The sequence below is a fragment of the Mesorhizobium sp. f-mel genome (assembly GCF_053850215.1).
The window spans coordinates 122132-143001 of the sequence record NZ_JBSPTO010000008.1 but is presented as its reverse complement, the minus strand read 5'-3'; the positions used below and the strand labels follow the sequence as shown (position 1 = coordinate 143001).

20 protein-coding genes are annotated in these 20870 nt (G+C 62.2%); 12 read left to right on the top strand and 8 right to left on the bottom strand.

What is annotated here, in order from left to right; all coding sequences use genetic code 11:
• Positions 1 to 224 precede the first annotated feature (224 nt).
• Positions 225 to 1142, top strand: a complete 918-nt coding sequence (locus ACWUKX_RS13355) for an SMP-30/gluconolactonase/LRE family protein (protein WP_455840766.1) — start codon at positions 225 to 227, stop codon at positions 1140 to 1142.
• Between the two features lie 69 nt (positions 1143 to 1211).
• On the opposite strand, the gene ACWUKX_RS13350 is transcribed toward ACWUKX_RS13355, so the two are convergent.
• The 6 genes from ACWUKX_RS13350 to ACWUKX_RS13325 form a co-directional block, all read right to left on the bottom strand.
• Positions 1212 to 1832: a pyridoxamine 5'-phosphate oxidase family protein gene (locus tag ACWUKX_RS13350; RefSeq protein ID WP_456007232.1), complete on the bottom strand. Its 621-nt coding sequence runs from the start codon at positions 1830 to 1832 to the stop codon at positions 1212 to 1214.
• A gap of 16 nt (positions 1833 to 1848) precedes the next feature.
• On the bottom strand, positions 1849 to 2523 hold the full coding sequence (locus ACWUKX_RS13345; protein ID WP_456007230.1) for a septation protein A: 675 nt from the start codon (positions 2521 to 2523) through the stop codon (positions 1849 to 1851).
• A gap of 62 nt (positions 2524 to 2585) precedes the next feature.
• Entirely contained in the window at positions 2586 to 3959 is a 1374-nt protein-coding gene (gene ftsY / locus ACWUKX_RS13340) for a signal recognition particle-docking protein FtsY (RefSeq protein WP_456007329.1), read from the bottom strand.
• 587 nt (positions 3960 to 4546) lie between these two features.
• Positions 4547 to 5884, bottom strand: a complete 1338-nt coding sequence (gene mtaB / locus ACWUKX_RS13335; RefSeq protein ID WP_456007228.1) for a tRNA (N(6)-L-threonylcarbamoyladenosine(37)-C(2))-methylthiotransferase MtaB — start codon at positions 5882 to 5884, stop codon at positions 4547 to 4549.
• Complete coding sequence (gene dapF / locus ACWUKX_RS13330; protein WP_456007226.1) at positions 5884 to 6768, bottom strand: diaminopimelate epimerase; 885 nt, start codon at positions 6766 to 6768, stop codon at positions 5884 to 5886. The genes mtaB and dapF overlap by 1 nt, the downstream gene beginning before the upstream one ends.
• A gap of 282 nt (positions 6769 to 7050) precedes the next feature.
• Complete coding sequence (locus ACWUKX_RS13325; protein ID WP_456007224.1) at positions 7051 to 7212, bottom strand: DUF1328 domain-containing protein; 162 nt, start codon at positions 7210 to 7212, stop codon at positions 7051 to 7053.
• Between the two features lie 403 nt (positions 7213 to 7615).
• Between ACWUKX_RS13325 and ACWUKX_RS13320 the strand changes: the two genes are divergently transcribed.
• Positions 7616 to 8671, top strand: coding sequence for a flavin-containing monooxygenase (locus ACWUKX_RS13320; RefSeq protein WP_456007222.1), 1056 nt, complete (start codon positions 7616 to 7618; stop codon positions 8669 to 8671).
• A gap of 199 nt (positions 8672 to 8870) precedes the next feature.
• Here the strand turns inward: ACWUKX_RS13320 and ACWUKX_RS13315 are convergent, their stop codons facing one another.
• A complete protein-coding gene (locus tag ACWUKX_RS13315; RefSeq protein ID WP_456007220.1) occupies positions 8871 to 9911 on the bottom strand; it encodes an MBL fold metallo-hydrolase in 1041 nt (346 codons plus the stop codon).
• Positions 9912 to 10171: 260 nt separating this feature from the next.
• Between ACWUKX_RS13315 and ACWUKX_RS13310 the strand changes: the two genes are divergently transcribed.
• Positions 10172 to 10714 carry an AprI/Inh family metalloprotease inhibitor gene (locus ACWUKX_RS13310; protein ID WP_029349391.1) on the top strand — a complete coding sequence of 181 codons (543 nt, stop codon included), beginning with the start codon at positions 10172 to 10174 and terminating at the stop codon, positions 10712 to 10714.
• A gap of 143 nt (positions 10715 to 10857) precedes the next feature.
• On the top strand, positions 10858 to 12060 hold the full coding sequence (gene zapE / locus ACWUKX_RS13305) for a cell division protein ZapE (protein WP_456007218.1): 1203 nt from the start codon (positions 10858 to 10860) through the stop codon (positions 12058 to 12060).
• Between the two features lie 94 nt (positions 12061 to 12154).
• On the opposite strand, the gene ACWUKX_RS13300 is transcribed toward zapE, so the two are convergent.
• On the bottom strand, positions 12155 to 12583 hold the full coding sequence (locus ACWUKX_RS13300; RefSeq protein WP_456007216.1) for a GNAT family N-acetyltransferase: 429 nt from the start codon (positions 12581 to 12583) through the stop codon (positions 12155 to 12157).
• Positions 12584 to 12822: 239 nt separating this feature from the next.
• Here ACWUKX_RS13300 and mdh point away from each other — a divergent pair, with 239 nt between their 5' ends.
• The 8 genes from mdh to ACWUKX_RS13260 all read left to right on the top strand — a co-directional run bounded on the left by mdh (position 12823) and on the right by ACWUKX_RS13260 (position 20820).
• Positions 12823 to 13791, top strand: a complete 969-nt coding sequence (gene mdh / locus ACWUKX_RS13295; RefSeq protein WP_135934144.1) for a malate dehydrogenase — start codon at positions 12823 to 12825, stop codon at positions 13789 to 13791.
• Positions 13792 to 13822: 31 nt separating this feature from the next.
• Positions 13823 to 15016, top strand: a complete 1194-nt coding sequence (gene sucC, locus ACWUKX_RS13290; RefSeq protein WP_456007214.1) for an ADP-forming succinate--CoA ligase subunit beta — start codon at positions 13823 to 13825, stop codon at positions 15014 to 15016.
• Between the two features lie 4 nt (positions 15017 to 15020).
• On the top strand, positions 15021 to 15392 hold the full coding sequence (locus ACWUKX_RS13285; protein ID WP_455840775.1) for a cupin domain-containing protein: 372 nt from the start codon (positions 15021 to 15023) through the stop codon (positions 15390 to 15392).
• A 61-nt stretch (positions 15393 to 15453) separates the two neighbouring features.
• Entirely contained in the window at positions 15454 to 15684 is a 231-nt protein-coding gene (locus ACWUKX_RS13280; RefSeq protein WP_029349381.1) for a hypothetical protein, read from the top strand.
• Positions 15674 to 16093, top strand: a complete 420-nt coding sequence (locus ACWUKX_RS13275) for a PIN domain-containing protein (RefSeq protein WP_029349379.1) — start codon at positions 15674 to 15676, stop codon at positions 16091 to 16093. The genes ACWUKX_RS13280 and ACWUKX_RS13275 overlap by 11 nt, the downstream gene beginning before the upstream one ends.
• A gap of 12 nt (positions 16094 to 16105) precedes the next feature.
• Positions 16106 to 17008, top strand: coding sequence for a succinate--CoA ligase subunit alpha (gene sucD, locus ACWUKX_RS13270; RefSeq protein ID WP_456007212.1), 903 nt, complete (start codon positions 16106 to 16108; stop codon positions 17006 to 17008).
• A gap of 41 nt (positions 17009 to 17049) precedes the next feature.
• The gene (locus ACWUKX_RS13265) at positions 17050 to 17796 is read left to right on the top strand and encodes a hypothetical protein (protein WP_456007210.1); all 747 of its coding nucleotides are present in this window, start codon (positions 17050 to 17052) and stop codon (positions 17794 to 17796) included.
• 36 nt (positions 17797 to 17832) lie between these two features.
• Complete coding sequence (locus ACWUKX_RS13260) at positions 17833 to 20820, top strand: 2-oxoglutarate dehydrogenase E1 component (RefSeq protein WP_456007208.1); 2988 nt, start codon at positions 17833 to 17835, stop codon at positions 20818 to 20820.
• Positions 20821 to 20870: the final 50 nt, after the last annotated feature.

Sequence of the window (20870 nt, the reverse complement as noted above, 5' to 3'; positions counted from 1 at the left end):
GTTATGGTGCCTTGCAAAAAGAAGATGTTGCAATGCACCATTGCGCTGGACGCATAGCCGGTTAACGGCCATGAGCGCCGTCGTCAGGCCCGTTATTGAGCAAGGGCGGCCTTGCCGCGTTTTGCGCCAATGTCTCAAGATCCGATATCAACGATCTTGCCATATCGATCTCCGGCTGGCTTGATCGCCCCGACACTAGCGATTTGCATGACCGGGAGAAAACCATGGCCGCCGAAGACTACGAGATTCTCGATCCGCGTTTTGCGCGACTGTTCAACAGCAACGCGCAGGTGGACAGGCTGTTCACCGGATGCCGGTGGGCGGAAGGGCCGGCCTGGTTTGCGGCCGGCCGTTATCTAGTGTGGTCCGATATCCCCAACAACCGCATGCTGCGCTACGACGAGACCGATGGCAGCGTCAGCGTGTTCCGGCAGCCGTCCGGCAATTCCAACGGCAACACCGTCGACCGGCAGGGCCGGCTGGTCACTTGCGAGCATTCGGGCCGCCGCGTCAGCCGCACCGAGCATGACGGCTCGATCACCACCATCGCCGACAAGTGGCGCGGCAAGCGGCTGAACTCGCCCAACGACGCGGTGGTCAAGTCCGATGGTTCGATCTGGTTCACGGACCCGACCTACGGCATCGATACGGACTATGAGGGCGACAAGGCCGAGAGCGAGATCGGCGCCTGTCATGTCTACCGGGCTGACCCCGGCACCGGTGAGATCGAAGCGGTGATCACCGATATGGTCAGGCCCAACGGGCTTGCCTTCTCGCTTGACGAGAGCAAGCTCTATGTCGTCGACACCGGTCGCACGCATGGCGCCCAGAATCCGGCGCATATGCGGGTATTCAATGTCGACGAGGGCGGCAGGAAGGTATCCGGCGGAAATGTCTTCGCCGACTGCACGGCCGGCCTGTTCGATGGCTTCAGGCTCGACGATCAAGGGCGGATCTGGACGAGTGCCGCCGACGGCATCCATTGCTACGATCCGGACGGAACGCTGATCGGCAGGATCAAGGTGCCGGAAGTCGTCGCCAATTGCGTGTTCGGCGGCAACAAGCTGAACTGCCTCTACATCGCCGGCACGACCTCGCTCTACATGGTCCGGCTGATGGTCAACGGCGCAAAGACCTACTGAGCGGCCGCCAAGCAATATGCAAGCGAGCACATTGCTATGTCTTCTCGGGCGGATCGCGCCCGAGCAGATTTACCACATGGTGTGTTTGTATTCTTCGTCCAGCCACCGGTCGGTCGCCTCGGCCGAATCGGCGAGCGCCAGCTGGTCGCGCAGGATCTGGCCGAGCGTCGGCAACGTCGCGCGGTCGTACCAGGTTTCCGGCTTCCACAAATCGGAGCGCATGAAAGCCTTGGCGCAATGCATGTAGGCGGCCTTGACCGTCACCAGGACGACGCTTTGCGGTTCCTTGCCGTCGACGGCGAGCCGCTCGCGCAAAGCCGCATCGACAGTGATGCGGGCATCGCCGTTGACGCGCAGAGTCTCATTCATGCCTGGAATGAGAAAGAGCAGCCCGACCGAGGGGTTGAGAAGAATGTTCTCCAGCGTGTCGAGCCGGTTGTTGCCGGGCCGGTCGGGGATGGCAATGGTCTTCTCGTCAAGCACGGCGGCGAAGCCCGGTCTGTCGCCCTTCGGCGTCACATCGGCATTGCCGGCGCCGTCGGAGGAGCCGATCAGCACGAATGGGCTTTTACCGATGAAGGAACGGCTGTGGCCATCCAGCGCCTTCAATTCCTTCCGGATCGAGCCGTCGGTCGGCCGAGGCGTCTTGTAGATCGTTCTCAGCGCCTCGCGCGTGGTGACGAATTCCATGCCCTCTCCTTAACCGTTACTTGCCGGCCTTCTCTTCGTTTCCGGTCTTACCTTCAAGCGAATGGCGCATGATCAGCGGCATCTGGCTGAAGGTGAAAAGAAGCGTGATCGGCATGATCCCCCAGACCTTGAAGGTAACCCAGGCGTCGGTGGAAAAATTCCGCCAGACCACTTCGTTGACAAGGGCCAGAAACAGGAAAAACAGGCCCCAGCGGAAGGTGAGTTTCTTCCAGCCCTCGGCATCGAGGCTGAAAGCCGAATCGAAGACGTAGCCGAGCAGCGACTTGCCGAAGAACAGCCCGCCGAGCAGCACGCCGCCGAACAGCACGTTGACGATGGTCGGCTTCATCTTGATGAAGATGTCGTCCTGCAGATAGAGCGTCAGCGCGCCGAAGACGAAGACGACGACGCCCGATACCATCGGCATGATCGGCAAGGTGCGGGTGAGCAGCCAGGAAGCGATCAGCGCGATCGCGGTCGCGGCCATGAACAGGCCGGTGGCGACGAAGATCGGCCCACCGAATTCGGCCAGCGCCGGAAATTTCTGCGTCAGCCATGCGCCGCGCGCGTTGGCGAAGAAGAACACCATCAACGGGCCGAGCTCCAGCACCATCTTGAGCAGCGGATTGACGCCTTCCTTCTTCTGTTTCTGCGGGTCGGACGGGTCGCGTTCGAGGATGCGCGGGTTCATAGGCTTTCCTTCTTGCGCATGATCCTGTCCAAAAAGTCTGCGACTTTTTGGGATCATGCTTGTTACGCCACTCCAGCGATCGCCCTGGCGAACTCGCTTGCGGAGAATGGTTCGAGGTCGTCGACCTGTTCGCCGACGCCGATGAAATAGACCGGCAATTTGTGCTTTGCCGCGATCGCCACCAGAATACCGCCGCGTGCCGTGCCGTCCAGCTTGGTCATCACCAGGCCGTTGACACCGGCGACATTGCGGAAGATCTCGACCTGGTTGAGCGCGTTCTGGCCGGTGGTGGCGTCCACCGTCTGCAGCACGGTGTGCGGCGCCTCCGGATCGAGCTTGCCCAGCACCCGGACGATCTTTTCCAGTTCCGCCATCAGCTCGGTCTTGTTCTGCAGCCGCCCGGCGGTGTCGATGATCAGCACATCGGAGCCGGCTTGCTTGGCCTGTTCGAAGGCGTCGTAGGCAAGACCTGCCGCATCGGCGCCAAGCTTCGAGGCGATGACCGGCGACTTGGTGCGCTCGCCCCAGATCTTCAACTGCTCGATCGCCGCAGCGCGGAACGTGTCGCCGGCTGCGAGCATCACCGATAGGCCGCCATCGGTGAGCTTTGCCGCCAGCTTGCCGATGGTCGTGGTCTTGCCGGTGCCGTTGACGCCGACGACAAGGATGACATGCGGCTTGTGGCTGAGGTCGAGCTCCAGCGGCAAAGCGACATGGGTCAGCACCTTCTCCACTTCGGTCGCCATGATGGCGCGGACTTCCGCCTCGGAGACGTCCTTGCCGTAGCGGCTGGCGGCCAGTGAATCGGTGATGCGCAGGGCCGTTTCCATACCGAGATCGGCGCGGATCAGCACGTCCTCCAGATCCTGGAGCGTGTCCTCATCGAGCTTGCGCTTGGTGAAGACGCCGGCGATGTTGCCGGACAGCTCCCGGGAAGAGCGGGCAAGCCCCTCCTTCATGCGCTGGAACCAAGAGCGTTTCGGTGCCGGTTCCGGCGCCTTCTGCGGCCCGGCTTTCTGCTCGACCTTCTTGGTTACGGTGACCTTGCCGGGGGCGGGCTTTGGCTCCGGCGGCGGCTGCGGAACGGCCTCGCGCTTTACCTCCCCCTCGAGGGGGGAGGTCCCGAGCGAAGCTCGGGGCTGGGGGTGACTGGCGCCGGCGCTGTCACTCAACCCCGCCGCTGCGCGGCGACCCTCCCCATCGACGGGAGGGTGGGGCGTTGGCACGGCTTCAGGCTCGGGTGCGATCTCGGCAAGGACCGGCTTCGCCTCGACCGGCGCCGGCTGGCGAATGGGGGGCGGGATTTCGGCTTGCGGCGCTTCAGGCTCGGGCGCAGTTGAGGGGGGCTCGGCCGGCGGTGCGGCATCTTGCGCAGGTCCGCGCTGCCCCTCACCCTTAACCTCTCCCCGTAAAGGACGGGGAGAGGGGGGCGTCAGCGTAGGAGCTTTGCCGCTTTCAAAAGGAGGCTCGGCGTGACGATCAGCACCCTTCTCCCCGTCCCTATACCGGGAGAAGGTGCCGGCAGGCGGATGAGTGGCAGCGCCACGTTCGGATGACGGACGCTCAGACTGGACGATCTCCTGCGTCGGCTCTGGCTCAGGAATTTCCTCCGGCTCTGGCTCCCGAGCTGGCTGGCGAATGACGGGAGCGACCGGAGTCTCCTTTGGCGCCGCCTGTTCGGCGGGCGCCTCCGGCCCCTCGACCGGCGCAGGTTCCGGCTGGATGTCCGGCTCGGGCCGAATGGTCGGCGCAGGTTCGGGCTCGGCCTCTTCAACAGGCGCCGGCTGCGGCGCGGGCGGTGCTTCCGGCTCGACTGGCGGCGGAGGCACAGCTTCTGCTTCGGGCCGAGGCTCTTCGCGTATCAAAAATTCTGGAACAGTCTGTTCGGCGGCCGGCTTCAGCGCCTCCAGCGCGTCCCATTTGATCGGCGGCAGGGGTGCTGACTCGTCGATCCGCTCCTCGACCACTTCCTTCTTGCCGAACGAAAATATCTTCTTGAGAAAACCAGCCATGTTCCTGCGTCTCAGGCGGCGCGGGCGGCAAGCGGCGCCGCGATCAGGCGCGCGCCATCATGGCCGGCGATATCAGCCTCAACGATTTCGCCCGGCGCGCCCTCGGAGATCGTGGCAAGCGTAAAGCCTTCGGTGCGGCCGAGCCTGTCACGCTCGACCAGGATCGACTGGCGTGTTCCGGCGAGTGCAGCGAGGTGACGGCGATAAGCGGCGTCACCGGCGGCGCGCAGCCGTGCCGCACGCTGCTTGACCAGTTCGCGGCGAAGCTGCGGCATGCGCGCGGCGGGGGTGCCTTCGCGCGGCGAGAACGGGAAGACGTGGAGATGCGTCAGCCCGCATTCCTCGACGATCTCCAGCGATTTTTCGAACATAGCGTCCGTCTCGGTCGGGAAGCCGGCAATGATGTCGGCGCCGAAGACGATGCCGGGACGCAATTTGCGCAAATCCTCGCAAAAACGGATCGATTGATCCCGGTTGTGCCGGCGCTTCATCCGCTTCAGGATCATGTCGTCACCCGCCTGCAGCGACAGATGCAGATGCGGCATCAGCCGGGGCTCGGTAGCGATGGCGTCGAGCAAGTCGTCGTCGGCCTCGATCGAATCAATCGACGAGAGGCGCAGGCGTTTCACGCCAGGCACCTGCTTCAGGATCGTCTTGACCAATTTGCCGAGTTTCGGGCTGCCAGGCAGGTCGGCGCCGAAACTGGTCATGTCGACGCCGGTCAGCACGATCTCGGCGTAACCATTGCCGCTCAGCCGCTCGACCTGCTCGACCACGGCGCCCATCGGCACAGAGCGCGAATTGCCGCGGCCATAGGGGATGATGCAGAAGGTGCAGCGGTGGTCGCAGCCGTTCTGCACCTGGACGAAGGCCCGCGCCCGGCCCTCGATGGCGTCGACCATGTGGCCGGCCGTCTCGCGTACCGAAAAAATATCGTTGACGCGAGCCTTCTCGGTATCGTTGACGCCGAAATCCGGCAGCGCGCGATAGGAATGCGCCTTCAGCTTCTCTTCGTTGCCAAGGACGAGATCGACCTCGTCCATGGCGACGAAATTCTGCGGCTCGGTCTGCGCCGCGCAGCCGGTGACGATGATGCGGGCGGCCGGGTTCTCGCGCCGGGCCTTGCGGATCGACTGTTTTGCCTGGCGCACCGCCTCGCCGGTGACGGCGCAGGTGTTGAAGATGATTGCGCCGCCTTCCAGCGCGCCAAGGCCGGCGCTCTCCGCCTCCCGCCGCATCACCTCGGATTCGTAGGTGTTCAGCCGGCAGCCGAAGGTGACGACGTCTACACCTTTGGGAAGTGTGGGGCCCCTGGAAAGAGCGGGACCCTTCTTGGCAAGAGGAGCCATCAGGCCGCGCTTTCGGTGTCGCGGGCCCACACGCCGGTCGACGGGTCGAAGCTGCCGGAAAATTCCCATTCGGCGGCGCCGGTGAGGATGACGTGGTCGTCGCCGCGCCATTTGACATGCAAGGAGCCGCCGCCGGGTGTCACCAGAGAGACGCTGCGTCCGGTCCGCCTGGTGCGCGCGGCAGCGACGACGGCGGCACAAGCCGCCGTACCGCAGGCCTTGGTCAGGCCGGCGCCGCGCTCCCAGGTGCGGATGACCATCGTCTCGGGTGAGGTCACCCGTGCGATGGTGATGTTGGCGCGTTCGGGGAAAATCGGGTGGTTTTCGAGCAGCGGGCCGAAGCGGTCGAGTTCGTAGGACCAGATGTCGCGGTCGACCCAGAAGATAGCGTGCGGATTGCCCATCGACACGACCGAGGGCGAGTGCAGCACAGGCGCGTCGATCGGGCCGATCTGCAGCTCGATCATGCGGGTATCGCGAAATTCCTCGGCGAGCGGAATATCCTGCCAGCCAAAACGCGGCTTGCCCATGTCGACCGAGATCAGCCCGTCGGCATGTTCTTCGGCGTTGAGGATGCCGGCGACGGTCTCGAAGGCGAACGTCTTCTGGCCGGTCTCGGCGGCAAGTGCCTGCACCACGCAGCGCATGCCGTTGCCGCAGGCCTGCGCGCCGGTTGCGTCAGAATTCAAGATGTCGATGAAAAAGGCGGTGCCCGGCGTTCTGGCGTCGTGGATCGCCATGATCTGATCGAATTTCGTCGCGGCATCGGCATTGAGCGCAAGGGCGGCAGCCGGCGTCACCCGATCGGCGCGACCGCGCATGTCGGCAACGATGATCTCGTTGCCGATGCCGTTCATCTTGGCGAAGGGGGCAGTGCTTGCCATGGATCGAAAGGTCTCATGCCGGTTTGGCGCCTATATGGCGGATACCGGCCGAAATTACCAGTGTGCGCACACGTCAGAGCGACGTGCGTCCACTTGGACGCACAAAGTACGCTCTGACATTTTTGAACCAGCACATCGTGCTTTGCGAAATCGATTCCGAATTTCGGGCCGATGCGTCTCAAAGCGCGTCGCGTTTGAACGGATTCATACGACGCGCTTTAAGCTCTTCTATTTATGCATGTCGTTATCGCAAAACCGCTGCGCACTTTTGCGCGACATCCATTAGGCCACCGCGAAAACGCCGAGCACGATCAGCAGGAAGATGATCAGCACGATGCCGATGAGGATACGGGCCCCGGTGGCGGCGGCCCCGGCCAGTGCCGGCATGCCGAGCAGGCTTGCCGCGGCCGCGATGATCAGAAGAATGATGATCCATTTGATCATGAGAAACTCCTCGCAGCCGACGGTTGTGGAACTGTCCCTCCAAACGCGACTGCGATGGCTTGGGTTCCGGTAGGTTGGATTTCCCTGGAAATCCTCTGCCCGCGAGGATGCAACCAGCGAAAGCCTGGCTGTTGACTTCGAAGTCGGTTGTGAAGAGGCATTCCCCGCCGGTCTGCAACCCGGACGCAATGTTGTCAGAATGTTGAATGAACGCTATCCTCGGATCGTGTGCGTCCGACGAGACGGATCAAATGCGTTCGCTGCTAGACGATCTCGGATTCGTTTGCTGGGCCCAGCGACTGAAAGCTGGCGTGTGTTGGCGGGCACATGACCGCCTGGCCAGCGAATAAGAAAGTCGAGACTCATGCAGTTGGGTTTTCGATGCTCGATAAGTTTTTGATCAATGACTGATCGTTGCGATACGATCATCATTGGTGGCGGCCAGGCGGGGCTCGCCATGAGCTATTATCTTCAGCAGCATGAACGTAAGCATATTGTGTTGGAGCGCGCTCGTATTGCCGAGCGCTGGCGGACGGAACGTTGGGATTCGCTTCGATTTCAATTCATCAACCAGTCAATAGAGCTTCCTGGGTTTTCTTATCAGGGTCCTGAGCCGGAGGGGTTCGCCCATCATACCGCCATCAAGCGATTCATTGAGGACTATGCAGCAAAAATTGCAGCTCCGGTTCGCCAGGGTGTCGAAGTCACTAGGCTCTGGCGCAGGGATACCGGCGATTATGCATTGGACACAAGCGCCGGCAGCATGACAGCCCGCCATGTCGTTGTGGCGACGGGCCCGTTTCAGCGTTCGATGATTCCGGCGACCACCAGGGATTTGCCTCGATCCGTTTACCAGGTTCACGCTTCGAAATACCGCAGCCCGGACGAACTTCCCCCCGGAGCGGTGCTCGTTGTGGGCAGCGGTGCATCAGGAAGCCAGATAGCGGATGAGCTCCAGCAATCCGGGCGCAATGTCTATCTTTCGGTCAGCCCCCATCGTCGGGTGCCTCGGCGCTATCGCGGCAAGGATGTTTTGTGGTGGTTCGACAAAATGGGACGTTTCGAGATCACCATCGACAGTTTCCCAGAGCGGCGGTATCCCCCGTCGACGGTCATAACCGGTGTGAACGGCGGTTACGATATGGACGTCCGCCGCTTCGCCCGCGACGGCGGAACTGTGCTGGGACGTGTGCTCGGATGCGCCGATGGAAAACTGTCGATTGGCGATGATGCCTCCCAGATCCTGGCTGAAGCCGACAAGTCTTATGAGGACTTTGTTTCTGCTGCGGAGATGTGGGCAGAGAGACGGGAAATCTCAGACCATCTTCGCGACAGAGATGAAAATTCAGTAACTCCCATCCTGGCGAAATCGGCGGTGCCCGGTCAGTGGACATTGCCGGCGAGAACATCAGCTCGGTTATCTGGGGAACGGGATATCTCTTCGACTACAACTGGATAGATTTGCGAATTTTCGATTCGCGCGACGCACCCATTCAACAGCGTGGCGTGACAGCTTTTCCTGGTTTGTATTTTCTTGGCCTCCATTGGATGCATACCTTTGGCTCCGGCCTTCTTTCATACGCAGGTCGCGACGCCGCCTATATAGCCAGGCACATGGAAGCCTTGGGATCGCCTGCGCCGCGAAGCCGGTCGCCTGCCTAGACTTCCGGCACGTCCCAGACCTCGCCGGGACGCAAGGCGCGAAAGCGTTCTTGCGGGATACCTTGATCGTCGAGGGCTTCGCTAAGCTTTCTGGCCGGCTCGTCGATCGGCTCGTTGGTCAGCCGGAACGTGCCCCAATGGCAGCCGGCAGCATGGGCGGCGTTGCACAAAAGCATGCCTTGCACCGCCTCCTCCGGGTTCTGGTGGTGTGGCGCCATAAACCAACGCGGCTCGTAGGCGCCGATCGGCAGGATGGCCAGGCGGAAGCCGCCGTGCCTTTCGGCCATCAGCCGGTAGTTGATGCCATCATGGAAGCCGGTGTCGCCGGCGAAATAGACCTTTCCGCCCGGCGTCTCGACCACAAATCCCGCCCACAGCGCCATGCGTCGGTCGCGGGTGCCGCGCGCCGACCAGTGGTGCACCGGCTCGACATGGACCGCGACGTCCTTGCCGATCTCGACCCTCTCGCCCCAGTCATGCACCGAAAGCCGCATGCCGGGAACGCCATCGTCGATGATGGCGTCATTGCCGAGCGGCGTCAGCACCAGCGGGTCGTGCTTTGTCTTCAGCCGCTTCAGCGTGGCGAGGTCGAGATGGTCGTAGTGGTTGTGGCTGACCAAAACGAGGTCGATCGGCGGCAGGTTGGAAAAGGCGATGCCCGGCAGATTGACCCGTTTCGGCCCGGCAAAGGACAGCGGCGAGACGCGCCGCGACCAGACCGGGTCGGTGAGGAAGTTCAGGCCGGCTGTCTGGATGAGCAGCGTGGAATGGCCGACCATGGTTAGCCTCAGCCCGGAGCCGTCGATCCGTTTGGCCGGTGTCGCTTGATGAAATGGACTCGGATTCGCCGCCGGCCATTTCGAGCGCTCGCCGCCCAGCTGCCACTTCAAAAGATCGGAAAAGCGGGCAGGCGGCTTGCCGTTGGGATTGAAAAACAAGGTGCCGTCGAAATGATCGCTGGGCGGGCCGCTATAGTAGCGATTGGCGGCTCTTTTTCTCGCAGCCAAGGTTTCGCCTCCGGCAGGGTTCCGTTTCATCAGAGATAGGACCGAAGCGGGCTGGCGCAAGCATTTGGCGGCCGGCCGCCAGGTCACGTCTGTCAGGCAAACCGCTGCGCAGCCTCGAGTCAGGCGCGAAGAGCAGGCTTTGACGACTGCATTTTGTGGTAAAGTTGCAACAGATGCTGCCACAAATGGTATTTTAACCATATCGGGTTGAAATTTCGCCACCTTCTCCATCTTGGTGAAGGGGATATTGTGCGGACGGCAGCCCCAGCCGGATCCGACGGAGGTTTGAAATGAATTTTTCGAAGACCGGTCTGCTGGCCGTATCGCTTGCCGCGCTCGTTGCGAGCGGCTGTTCAACGTCACGGTTCTCGTCGATGGACCAGGAGCAGCCGTCGCCGCTGGAAGCCGCGCCCTCCGGCAAGGTGACCGCAAACCAGTTGCCGCCGCCAGCGGCGCCCGGCACGGCCGACCCGTCGAAATTTCCGACGGCGCCGCAAGGCCCCCAGGTCGCCTCGCTGCCGCCGGACGGGACGGCTCCTGCCGGAGCCCCGGATCTTACCGCAGGCAGCGTCGCCGGCGTGTGGAAGGCCAGTGTGTCCGGCCAGAGCTGCCAGGTGGCGACGCCGCAGACCAAGTTCGGCGCGGGCTACCGGGCCGGACCGCTGCATTGCCCGGCGCCGATCAACGGCATCAAATCGTGGAACGTCGCCGGCAAGCAGTTGACGCTGTACGACGAGAATGGCGGCACGCTGGCACGGCTCTATTCCTCAGGCGGCGAGAAATTCGACGGCCAGACTTCCAACGGCCTGCCGATCTCGCTTACAAGAGGCTGACCCGCCGCTTATTTGTTTTACCCAATTCCGAACGGAAAACCGCTACACACTTTTCCTGGAATTGCTGTCTTTTGTTTATACGCAATTCCGGACCGAAAACCGCTAAGCACTTTTGCTGGAATTGCTCTAGAACGACGTGACCGATGCATCTGCGTGACGGCCTTCAGACCCATGCGACCGTCCGGCAGCGCTACGACCATCTGGTTGTGTCAGGCCTGATCGACCGGGATCCGGCGCAGGAGCAGATCGTCGCCGCACTCGACCGGTTGATCGATGAGATCTCGGCGAAGCGGCTGGCGCACAAATCGAGCGCGCTGGGCTGGCTGTTCGCCCGCAAGCGTGAAACGCGCGAGGCCGTCAAGGGCCTCTACATCCATGGCGGCGTCGGCCGCGGCAAGACCATGCTGATGGACATGTTCTTCGAGCTGGTGCCGGTCAGGCGCAAGCGTCGTGTCCATTTCAACGACTTCATGGCCGATGTGCAGGATCGCATCCAGAAGCACCGGCAGGCGCGTAAAGAGGGCGCCGTCAGGGAAGACGACCCGATCGCGCCGGTGGCCCGCGCGCTGGCCGAGGAAGCCTGGGTGCTGTGCTTCGATGAGTTTTCCGTCACCGACATCGCCGATGCGATGATCCTGTCCCGGCTGTTCTCGGCGCTGTTTGCCAACGGCGTCGTGCTGGTCGCCACGTCCAATGTCGTGCCGCAGGATCTCTACCACGACGGCTTGAACCGCCAGCTTTTCCTGCCCTTCATCGGCATCCTGAAGCGGCATGCGCAGGTGCTGGCGCTGGATGCCGCCAAGGACTATCGGCTGGACAAGCTCAGCCGCCTGCCGGTGTATGTCACCCCTGCCGATGCCGCCGCCGATGCTGTCCTCGACGAGGCCTGGGAAGTGATGACGCGTGGCCGGCGGACTGCCGAGGCGGCATTGACGGTAAAGGGCCGGCAGGTCGTGGTGCCGCGAGCCGCCGGCGAAGCGGCGCGGTTTTCCTTTGCCGATCTCTGTGAAAAACCGCTCGGTGCCCGCGATTTCCTGGCGATTGCCGCCCGCTTCTCGACCATCTTCATCGATCATGTGCCGGTGCTCGGCGAAGGCATGCGCAACGAGGCCAAGCGCTTCATCCTGCTGATCGACACGCTCTACGATCATCATGTGCGGCTGGTGGTGAGCGCCGCTGCACCGCCACCGCAGCTGTACACGGCCAGGCGCGGCAACGAGGTCTTCGAGTTCGAGCGCACCGCGTCACGGCTGATCGAGATGCAGAGCCATGAATGGCTGGAAGACTGGGCGGGGAGGCAAAGGGGGAAGGTGGTGCCTGTGGAGGCGAGGCAGGCGCAGGCCTAAACCTCGTAGCGTCCCGTCACACCCCCCTCTGTCCTGCCGGACAGAGAGGGTGCTGTCCCGCCATCGCCAAAAGGTTCGGTCCCGCTGTGGTGCCCTACAGTTCAAACACATACATCACGAACTCCTCCGCCGCCCCATGTGGCTCCTTCCGCGCCTCATACACCGCGCGGGCCGCAATATTGTCCGGCTCAGTGCCGACCCAGGCCTCCTCGCAGCCAAACTCGCGGCCGAGCTCAAACATCGCGTCGAGCATCTTCGTCGCGATGCCCTGGCGTTGGAAGGCTGGCGATACGCCGACTTCGTCGACATAGAGTTCACTCACCTTGTCGGGATGACGATGGATAACGGCGGCGCATTGACCGATGACCACGCCATCGGCCACGGCGACGATCATGAAATGGCCGGGTTCGCGGAGATATGCTGCCAGCCGATCCGGCCTGACCGGTTCATCGAACACATCCTCGGCGACCCGCATCACAAGGGCGTCATCGCCTTGGTTGAGCCTTACGATTTCCACTTCCATTATGTAAAGTCTCCCAAGTCGGCTTACAAACTTTGACGTTTACGTAAACCCCAATCGTTCTAACCGATTGAAATAACTCACTCCAAAATAATCGTTTGAATATTTTGTGCGCCGGGGCTATTGGGTGCGGCGAAATCTTTGCGGCTTCCCCGCAGCATTCCGGCCTCCTTCCTCGACGCCGTCATCAAATTCGTGAAGGATTTGGGCGCCGTCACAGTCTAAAGGGAAAACCTCCTGACATGGCACGCAACAAGATAGCGCTTATCGGCTCGGGCATGATCGGCGGCACGCTCGCCCACATGATCGGCCTCAAGGATCTCGGCGACGTTGTGCTGTTCGATATCGCCGAGGGCATCCCGCAAGGCAAGGGGCTGGATATCGCGCAGTCGTCGCCGGTCGACGGGTTCGATTCCAGGCTGACCGGCGTCAACGATTACGCCGGCATCGAGGGAGCCGACGTCTGCATCGTCACCGCCGGCGTGCCGCGCAAGCCCGGCATGAGCCGCGACGACCTTCTCGGCATCAACCTGAAGGTCATGGAGCAGGTTGGCGCGGGTCTCAAGAAATACGCGCCGAAAGCCTTTGTCATCTGCATCACTAACCCGCTCGACGCCATGGTCTGGGCGCTGCAGAAGTTTTCCGGACTGCCGAAGAGCCATGTCGTCGGCATGGCCGGGGTGCTGGACAGTTCGCGCTTCCGCTATTTCCTGGCCGAGGAATTCAAGGTCTCGGTCGAGGATGTCACCGCCTTCGTGCTCGGCGGCCATGGCGATTCCATGGTGCCGATGATCCGCTATTCGACGGTCGCCGGCATCCCGCTGCCCGACCTCGTCAAGATGGGCTGGACCTCGAAGGAAAAGCTCGACCAGATCGTGCAGCGCACCCGCGACGGCGGCGCCGAGATCGTCGGCCTGCTCAAGACCGGCTCGGCCTTCTACGCACCGGCCGCCTCGGCGATCGCCATGGCCGAAGCCTATCTCAAGGACAAGAAGCGCGTGCTGCCCTGTGCTGCGCATCTCTCCGGCCAGTATGGCGTCAAGAACACCTATGTCGGCGTGCCGGTGGTGATCGGTGCCGGCGGCGTAGAGCGCATCATCGAGATCGAGCTCAGCAAGCCCGAGCAGAAGATGTTCGACAGTTCGGTGGCGGCGGTGCAGGGCCTGTGCGAGGCCTGCGTCAAGATCGCTCCGCATCTCGCCGCCAAGTGACCCGCCGCCAAGTGACCTGGAGACAACGCGCATGAACATCCATGAATATCAGGGCAAGGCGCTGCTTAAGGGCTTTGGAGCACCGGTGGCCGAAGGCGTGCCGGTGTTCGAGGCAAGCGAAGCGGAAGCCGCCGCCAAGGCGCTGCCCGGCCCGCTCTACGTGGTGAAGAGCCAGATCCATGCCGGCGGCCGCGGCAAGGGCAAGTTTAGGGAGCTCGGCCCCGACGCCAAGGGCGGCGTGCGGCTGGCGAAGTCGGTGGCCGACGTCGTTGCCAACGCCAACGAGATGCTCGGCCACACACTGGTCACCAAGCAGACCGGCCCGGCGGGCAAGCAGGTCAACCGCCTCTATATCGAGGACGGCGCCGACATCGAGCGCGAGCTCTACCTGTCGCTGCTGGTCGACCGCTCCGTCGGCCGCATCGCGTTCGTCGTCTCGACCGAGGGCGGCATGGACATCGAGGCGGTCGCCCATGACACGCCGGAAAAGATCATCACCGTCGCCATCGACCCGGAAAAGGGTGTGACGGCGGACGATTTGAAAGAACTCAACGGCGCGCTGAAGCTCGACGGCGAGGCCGCCAAGGACGGCGAGACGCTGTTCCCGATCCTCTACAAGGCCTTCGTCGAGAAGGACATGAGCCTGCTCGAGGTCAATCCGCTGATCGTCATGAAGAATGGCCGGCTCCGCGTGCTCGACGCAAAAGTGTCGTTCGACAACAACGCGCTGTTCCGCCATCCCGACGTGATGGAGCTTCGCGACATCACCGAAGAGGACGAGAAGGAGATCGAGGCGTCGAAATACGACCTCGCCTATGTCGCGCTCGACGGCAATATCGGCTGCATGGTCAATGGCGCCGGCCTTGCCATGGCGACGATGGACATCATCAAGCTCTATGGCGCCGAGCCCGCCAACTTCCTCGATGTCGGCGGCGGTGCGTCGAAGGAGAAGGTGACGGCGGCGTTCAAGATCATCACCAAGGATCCGGCGGTCAAAGGCATCCTGATCAACATCTTCGGCGGCATCATGAAGTGCGACATCATCGCCGAGGGCGTCATCGCAGCAGTCAAGGAAGTCGGGCTGCAGGTGCCGCTGGTGGTGCGGCTCGAAGGCACCAATGCCGAGCTCGGCAAGAAGATCATCAACGACAGCGGGCTTAACGTCGTCTCCGCCGACGACCTCGACGACGCGGCCAAGAAGATCGTGGCGGCGGTGAAGGGCTGATCTGGTGCCTCCGCACAAGATAAATCTGGTCGAGGCGGCGGATCAGAAGATCAAAAAGGTCTTCGATCCGCATATCGCCGGCGACGTCAACGACGCCCAGGTCAAGATCGCCAAGTTTGGCGATGTCTTCGACTGGCATGCGCATGACAATGAGGACGAAGCGTTTCTGGTGCTGCGCGGCCGCATCGCTATCGATTTCCGCGACGGCACGGTGGAGCTTGGCAGCGGCGAGTTCATCGTCGTGCCGCGGTCCGTCGAGCATCGGCCGCGCTCGCTGAGCGAGGAGCCGGTGGTGCTGATGTTCGAGCCGGCGACGACGCTCAACACCGGCAATGCCAAGAGCGACCTCACCGTCGCGGAACTGAAACGGCTGTAGCGACCTTGTGAATGTCACACAGTTACACATATACTGTGTGACATTTTCAGGAGAAAAGAGAATGAAGAACATCACTCTTGCGGTTGAGGATGAGATTCTGGAGCAGGTCAAGCTGACGGCTGCCGAACAGCGAACGACCGTCAACGCCATGGTGCGCGAGTTTTTCGCGACAGTGGCGACGAAGCGGCGCGCCAAGGACGAGGCACGGCAAGCCTTGCTGAACCTTGCCCGCGAGGCGGCAGGCGACATGGGCGGCAAGAAGTGGAACCGGGAAGCTCTCTATGACCGCTGAGTGCTTCCTCGACACGAACGTGCTCGTCTATGCCGCCATCGGGCACAAATCCGAGCGCGCCAAGTACAAGCGCGCTGTGGAGTTGATCGCCAAGGAAGACTATTCGACCTCCGCACAGGTGCTGCAGGAGTTCTATGTGAATGTGACCAAACGAGCGGATGTCACGCTGGCCCCAGCGAAGGCCGCCGAATGGGTCGCCGCGATCTCCATGAAGCCCTGCCAGGATTTGGACAGCGCGGTCGTCATGCGGGGCATTGAGAACTCGCAGCGCTACCAGATTTCATATTGGGATGGCGCAATCATCGCCGCCGCCGAGCGCCTTGGCGTCAAGACACTTTACACCGAAGACCTCAACCACGGACAGACTTACGGTACCGTGGTCGCCATCAACCCCTTCCGCACTCACTGATCAGGTCGCAAAATGTCCATTCTCGTCGACAAGAACACCAAGGTGCTCGTGCAGGGCCTGACCGGCAAGACCGGCACGTTCCATACGGAGCAGGCGCTGGCCTATCACGGGACAAAAATGGTCGGCGGCATCCACCCCAAGAAGGGTGGCGAGACGTGGACCGGCGCCAAGGGCGAGAGCCTGCCGATCTTTTCCACGGTTGCCGAAGGCAAGGCAACGACCGGTGCCAATGCTTCCGTTGTCTATGTGCCGCCGGCGGGCGCCGCAGAGGCGATCCTGGAAGCGATCGAAGCCGAGATCCCGCTGATCGTCTGCATCACCGAGGGCATCCCGGTGATCGACATGATCAAGGTCAAGGCAAGGCTCGACCGCTCGACATCGCGGCTCATCGGTCCCAACTGCCCCGGCGTGCTGACCCCCAACGAATGCAAGATCGGCATCATGCCCGGCAACATCTTCCGCAAGGGCTCGGTCGGCGTTGTTTCCCGCTCGGGAACGCTTACCTATGAGGCAGTGTTCCAGACCACCAATGTCGGCCTCGGCCAGACCACCGCCGTCGGCATCGGTGGCGACCCCGTCAAAGGCACGGAGTTCATCGACGTGCTGGAGATGTTCCTCGCCGACGAGGAGACCCAATCGATCATCATGATCGGCGAGATCGGCGGCTCGGCCGAGGAAGACGCCGCGCAGTTCCTCAAGGACGAAGCCAGGCGTGGCCGCAAGAAGCCGATGGCCGGTTTCATCGCCGGGCGCACGGCGCCGGCCGGCCGCACCATGGGTCATGCCGGCGCGGTCATTTCCGGCGGCAAGGGCGGCGCCGAGGACAAGATCGCGGCGATGGAATCGGCAGGGATAAAGGTATCGCCGTCGCCGGCAAGGCTCGGCACGACCTTGGTTGAAGCGATTAAGGGTTAAGAGCGTGCGCAGTCGAGCTTTCGAATGCCGATGAGCAGGACATGGAAGACGAGAAGCGCATCATCCTATGCATACCCGGCCCTTGGGAAGGCGTGTCGGCCTTCGTGCGCGCCGTTGCAGAGGCGTCGATGCCTTCAGCCGATTATGTGGCTGCGGGGATGATCGTGATGCACGGCCCGAGCAAAGCTGCGTTCGAGTTTGATTTCTGCGACCGCGACGAAGACATGACGAGAGCCTTCGCTAGCGCTGGCCTCGTCAACGAGCTCGGCAAGGATGTTATCGACAAAATCGCCTCGCATAGAAGCGTCGTCTACCTGCTTTCCACATCCCCACAAACGAAGGAAGCATCGATTTCCATCGCAAAAGCGGCAGCCCATCTGATCAAGGCCGGCGGTTTTGGCGTGAAGGTCGAAACGGCCGGCAAGGCATTCTCAGCGGATCAATGGCTTGAACGGACAAGCGGTGATTTTGTTGAGATCTATGGGCTGATGGTTCTGGATTCTGTCTCGGATGGCACGACGACCTACAGCTGCGGCATGCGTAATTTGGGGCTTTGGGATTCCATCGTTTCAGGTGACGAGTTTCAGTCTGCCGTCAAGCTGCTTCGCGGCTTCAACATGTATCAGCTTTACGAAAGTCCCGAGCTTTTGGCTGGTCAGACGTTCGGACTGGAAGCAGGCGCCCCGCGATATCGTTTGAGTGTGGAAACGCAGCAGCCCGACGGGGACCACAATCTGTATGCAAACCCTTTTGGCATGTGGCGGCTTAGCCGCGTGGTAGCGCGTTAGGGATAGGGAGAACGGAGCAACGCTCCGCTAGACAAAATGGCACGACAAGATCAAACCAACGACCAATTTTCGCTTACCTCTTTCCTCTATGGCGGCAATGCCGACTATATCGACGCGCTCTACGCTGCCTATGAGGACGATCCCGCTTCGGTCGACCCCGAATGGCAGGATTTCTTCGCGGCGCTAAAGGACGACGCCGGCGATGTCCGCAAGAATGCCAAGGGCGCCTCGTGGGCCAAGCCTTCGTGGCCGCTGCAGGCCAATGGCGAATTGGTGTCGGCGCTCGACGGCAATTGGGGCATCGTCGAGAAGCACATCGAGAAGAAGGTCCAGCACAAGGCGGTGATGAACGGCGTCTCCCTTTCCGACGCCGACGTGCATCAGGCGACGCGCGATTCCGTGCGCGCCATCATGATGATCCGTGCCTACCGCATGCGTGGCCATTTGCACGCCAATCTCGATCCGCTCGGCATCGCCAAGCCGCTCGAGGACTATAACGAGCTGTCGCCGGAAAATTATGGCTTCACCGCCGCCGATTACGATCGCCCGATCTTCCTCGACAATGTGCTCGGCCTCGAATTCGGCACCATCCGGCAGATGCTCGATATCCTGACCCGCACCTATTGCTCGACGCTCGGCGTCGAGTTCATGCATATTTCCGATCCCGAGGAGAAGGCCTGGATCCAGGCGCGCATCGAGGGCACCGACAAGGAGATCTCCTTCACCGCCACCGGCAAGAAGGCGATCCTGCAGAAGCTGGTCGAGGCCGAAGGCTTCGAGCAGTTTATCGACGTCAAATACAAGGGCACCAAGCGCTTCGGTCTCGACGGCGCAGAGGCGCTGATCCCGGCGCTGGAGCAGATCGTCAAGCGCGGCGGCCAGCTCGGCATGAAGGAGATCGTGCTCGGCATGGCGCATCGCGGCCGGCTGAACGTGCTCTCCCAGGTGATGGCCAAGCCGCACCGCGCCATCTTCCACGAGTTCAAGGGCGGCTCGGCCGCACCCGACGAGGTCGAGGGCTCGGGCGACGTGAAGTACCATCTCGGTGCTTCGTCGGACCGCGAGTTCGACGGCAACAAGGTGCACCTGTCGCTGACCGCCAATCCGTCGCATCTGGAAATCGTCGATCCGGTGGTGATGGGCAAGGCGCGGGCCAAGCAGGACTCCCTGTTCGGCCGCAGCCGCGAGGAGATCGTGCCGCTGGAAGAGCGCGCCAAGGTGCTGCCGCTGCTCCTGCACGGCGACGCCGCCTTTGCCGGCCAGGGCGTGATTGCCGAAATCCTCGGCTTGTCGGGCCTGCGCGGCCACCGCGTCGCCGGCACGCTGCATTTCATCATCAATAACCAGATCGGCTTCACCACCAATCCGCGCTTCTCGCGCTCGTCGCCCTACCCATCGGATGTGGCCAAGATGATCGAGGCGCCGATCTTCCACGTCAACGGTGACGATCCGGAAGCCGTGGTCCATGCCACCAAGGTGGCGATCGAATTCCGCATGAAGTTCCACAAGCCTGTCGTGGTCGACATGTTCTGCTACCGCCGCTTCGGCCACAATGAGGGCGACGAACCGGCTTTCACCCAGCCGATCATGTACAGCAACATCCGCAGCCACAAGACGACGGTGCAGATCTATGCCGACCGGCTGATCGCCGAGGGCCACCTCACCCAGGCCGAATTCGACAAGATGAAGGCGGACTGGCGGGCACATCTCGAGCAGGAATTCGAAGTCGGCCAGCATTACAAGCCAAACAAGGCCGACTGGCTGGATGGCGCTTGGTCGGGCCTGCGCACGGCCGACAACCAGGACGAACAGCGGCGCGGCAAGACCGCCGTGCCGGTCAAGACGCTGAAGGAAATCGGCAAGAAGCTGACCGAGGTGCCGAAGGATTTCGAGGCCCACAAGACGATCCTGCGGTTTCTCGAGAATCGCCGCCAGGCGATCGAGTCGGGCGAAGGCATCGACTGGTCTACAGCCGAGGCGCTGGCCTTCGGCGCCATCCTGCTCGACGGCAATCCGGTCCGGCTGTCCGGACAGGATTCGGAGCGCGGCACGTTCTCGCAACGCCACTCCGTGCTCTACGATCAGCGCGACGAGACGCGCTACATTCCGCTCAACAATCTGTCGGCGGCGCAAGCCGGCTTCGAGGTCATCAACTCGATGCTGTCTGAAGAGGCCGTGCTCGGCTTCGAATACGGCTACAGCCTGGCCGAGCCGAAGGCGCTGACGCTCTGGGAAGCCCAGTTCGGCGATTTCGCCAACGGCGCCCAGGTGGTGTTCGACCAGTTCATCTCGTCGGGCGAGCGCAAGTGGCTCAGAATGTCGGGCCTCGTCTGCCTGTTGCCGCATGGCTATGAAGGCCAGGGGCCGGAACATTCGTCGGCCAGGCTCGAGCGCTTCCTGCAGCTTTGCGCCGAAGACAACATGCAGGTGGCCTACTGCACGACGCCGGCCAACTACTTCCACATCCTGCGCCGGCAGTTGAAGCGGGATTTCCGCAAGCCGCTGATCCTGATGACGCCGAAGTCGCTGCTGCGTCACAAGCGGGCGGTGTCGACGCTGCCGGAGATGTCGGGCGAAAGCGCGTTCCACCGGCTGTTGTGGGACGATGCCCAGCAGCTCCCCGGCCAGGCGATCAAGCTCACCAAGGATTCGAAGATCCGCCGCGTCGTGCTCTGCACGGGCAAGGTCTATTACGACCTCTACGAGGAGCGCGAGAAGCGCGGCATCAACGACATCTATCTGCTGCGCGTCGAACAGCTCTATCCCTTCCCGGCCAAGGCGCTGATCACCGAGCTGTCACGCTTCCGCAACGCCGAGATGGTGTGGTGCCAGGAGGAGCCCAAGAATATGGGTGCCTGGTCGTTCATCGATCCGTATCTGGAATGGGTGCTGGCGCATATCGACGCCAAGCATCAGCGGGTGCGCTATACCGGCCGGCCGGCCGCCGCGTCGCCGGCCACCGGATTGATGTCGAAGCATCTCGCCCAGCTTGCCGCCTTGCTCGAAGACGCGCTCGGTGAATAGAACAGAGCTCGGCGAATAGAACAGAACCGACAGAAAAACGGACAGGCACA

Coding starts and splice junctions, on each gene's coding strand:
- ACWUKX_RS13355 (WP_455840766.1), top strand. CDS start 225: ATGGCCGCCGAAGACTACGAGATTCTCGATCCGCGTTTTGCGCGACTG.
- ACWUKX_RS13350 (WP_456007232.1), bottom strand. CDS start 1,832: ATGGAATTCGTCACCACGCGCGAGGCGCTGAGAACGATCTACAAGACG.
- ACWUKX_RS13345 (WP_456007230.1), bottom strand. CDS start 2,523: ATGAACCCGCGCATCCTCGAACGCGACCCGTCCGACCCGCAGAAACAG.
- mtaB (WP_456007228.1), bottom strand. CDS start 5,884: ATGGCTCCTCTTGCCAAGAAGGGTCCCGCTCTTTCCAGGGGCCCCACA.
- dapF (WP_456007226.1), bottom strand. CDS start 6,768: ATGGCAAGCACTGCCCCCTTCGCCAAGATGAACGGCATCGGCAACGAG.
- ACWUKX_RS13325 (WP_456007224.1), bottom strand. CDS start 7,212: ATGATCAAATGGATCATCATTCTTCTGATCATCGCGGCCGCGGCAAGC.
- ACWUKX_RS13320 (WP_456007222.1), top strand. CDS start 7,616: ATGACTGATCGTTGCGATACGATCATCATTGGTGGCGGCCAGGCGGGG.
- ACWUKX_RS13315 (WP_456007220.1), bottom strand. CDS start 9,911: ATGAAACGGAACCCTGCCGGAGGCGAAACCTTGGCTGCGAGAAAAAGA.
- ACWUKX_RS13310 (WP_029349391.1), top strand. CDS start 10,172: ATGAATTTTTCGAAGACCGGTCTGCTGGCCGTATCGCTTGCCGCGCTC.
- zapE (WP_456007218.1), top strand. CDS start 10,858: ATGCATCTGCGTGACGGCCTTCAGACCCATGCGACCGTCCGGCAGCGC.
- ACWUKX_RS13300 (WP_456007216.1), bottom strand. CDS start 12,583: ATGGAAGTGGAAATCGTAAGGCTCAACCAAGGCGATGACGCCCTTGTG.
- mdh (WP_135934144.1), top strand. CDS start 12,823: ATGGCACGCAACAAGATAGCGCTTATCGGCTCGGGCATGATCGGCGGC.
- sucC (WP_456007214.1), top strand. CDS start 13,823: ATGAACATCCATGAATATCAGGGCAAGGCGCTGCTTAAGGGCTTTGGA.
- ACWUKX_RS13280 (WP_029349381.1), top strand. CDS start 15,454: ATGAAGAACATCACTCTTGCGGTTGAGGATGAGATTCTGGAGCAGGTC.
- ACWUKX_RS13275 (WP_029349379.1), top strand. CDS start 15,674: ATGACCGCTGAGTGCTTCCTCGACACGAACGTGCTCGTCTATGCCGCC.
- sucD (WP_456007212.1), top strand. CDS start 16,106: ATGTCCATTCTCGTCGACAAGAACACCAAGGTGCTCGTGCAGGGCCTG.
- ACWUKX_RS13265 (WP_456007210.1), top strand. CDS start 17,050: ATGGAAGACGAGAAGCGCATCATCCTATGCATACCCGGCCCTTGGGAA.
- ACWUKX_RS13260 (WP_456007208.1), top strand. CDS start 17,833: ATGGCACGACAAGATCAAACCAACGACCAATTTTCGCTTACCTCTTTC.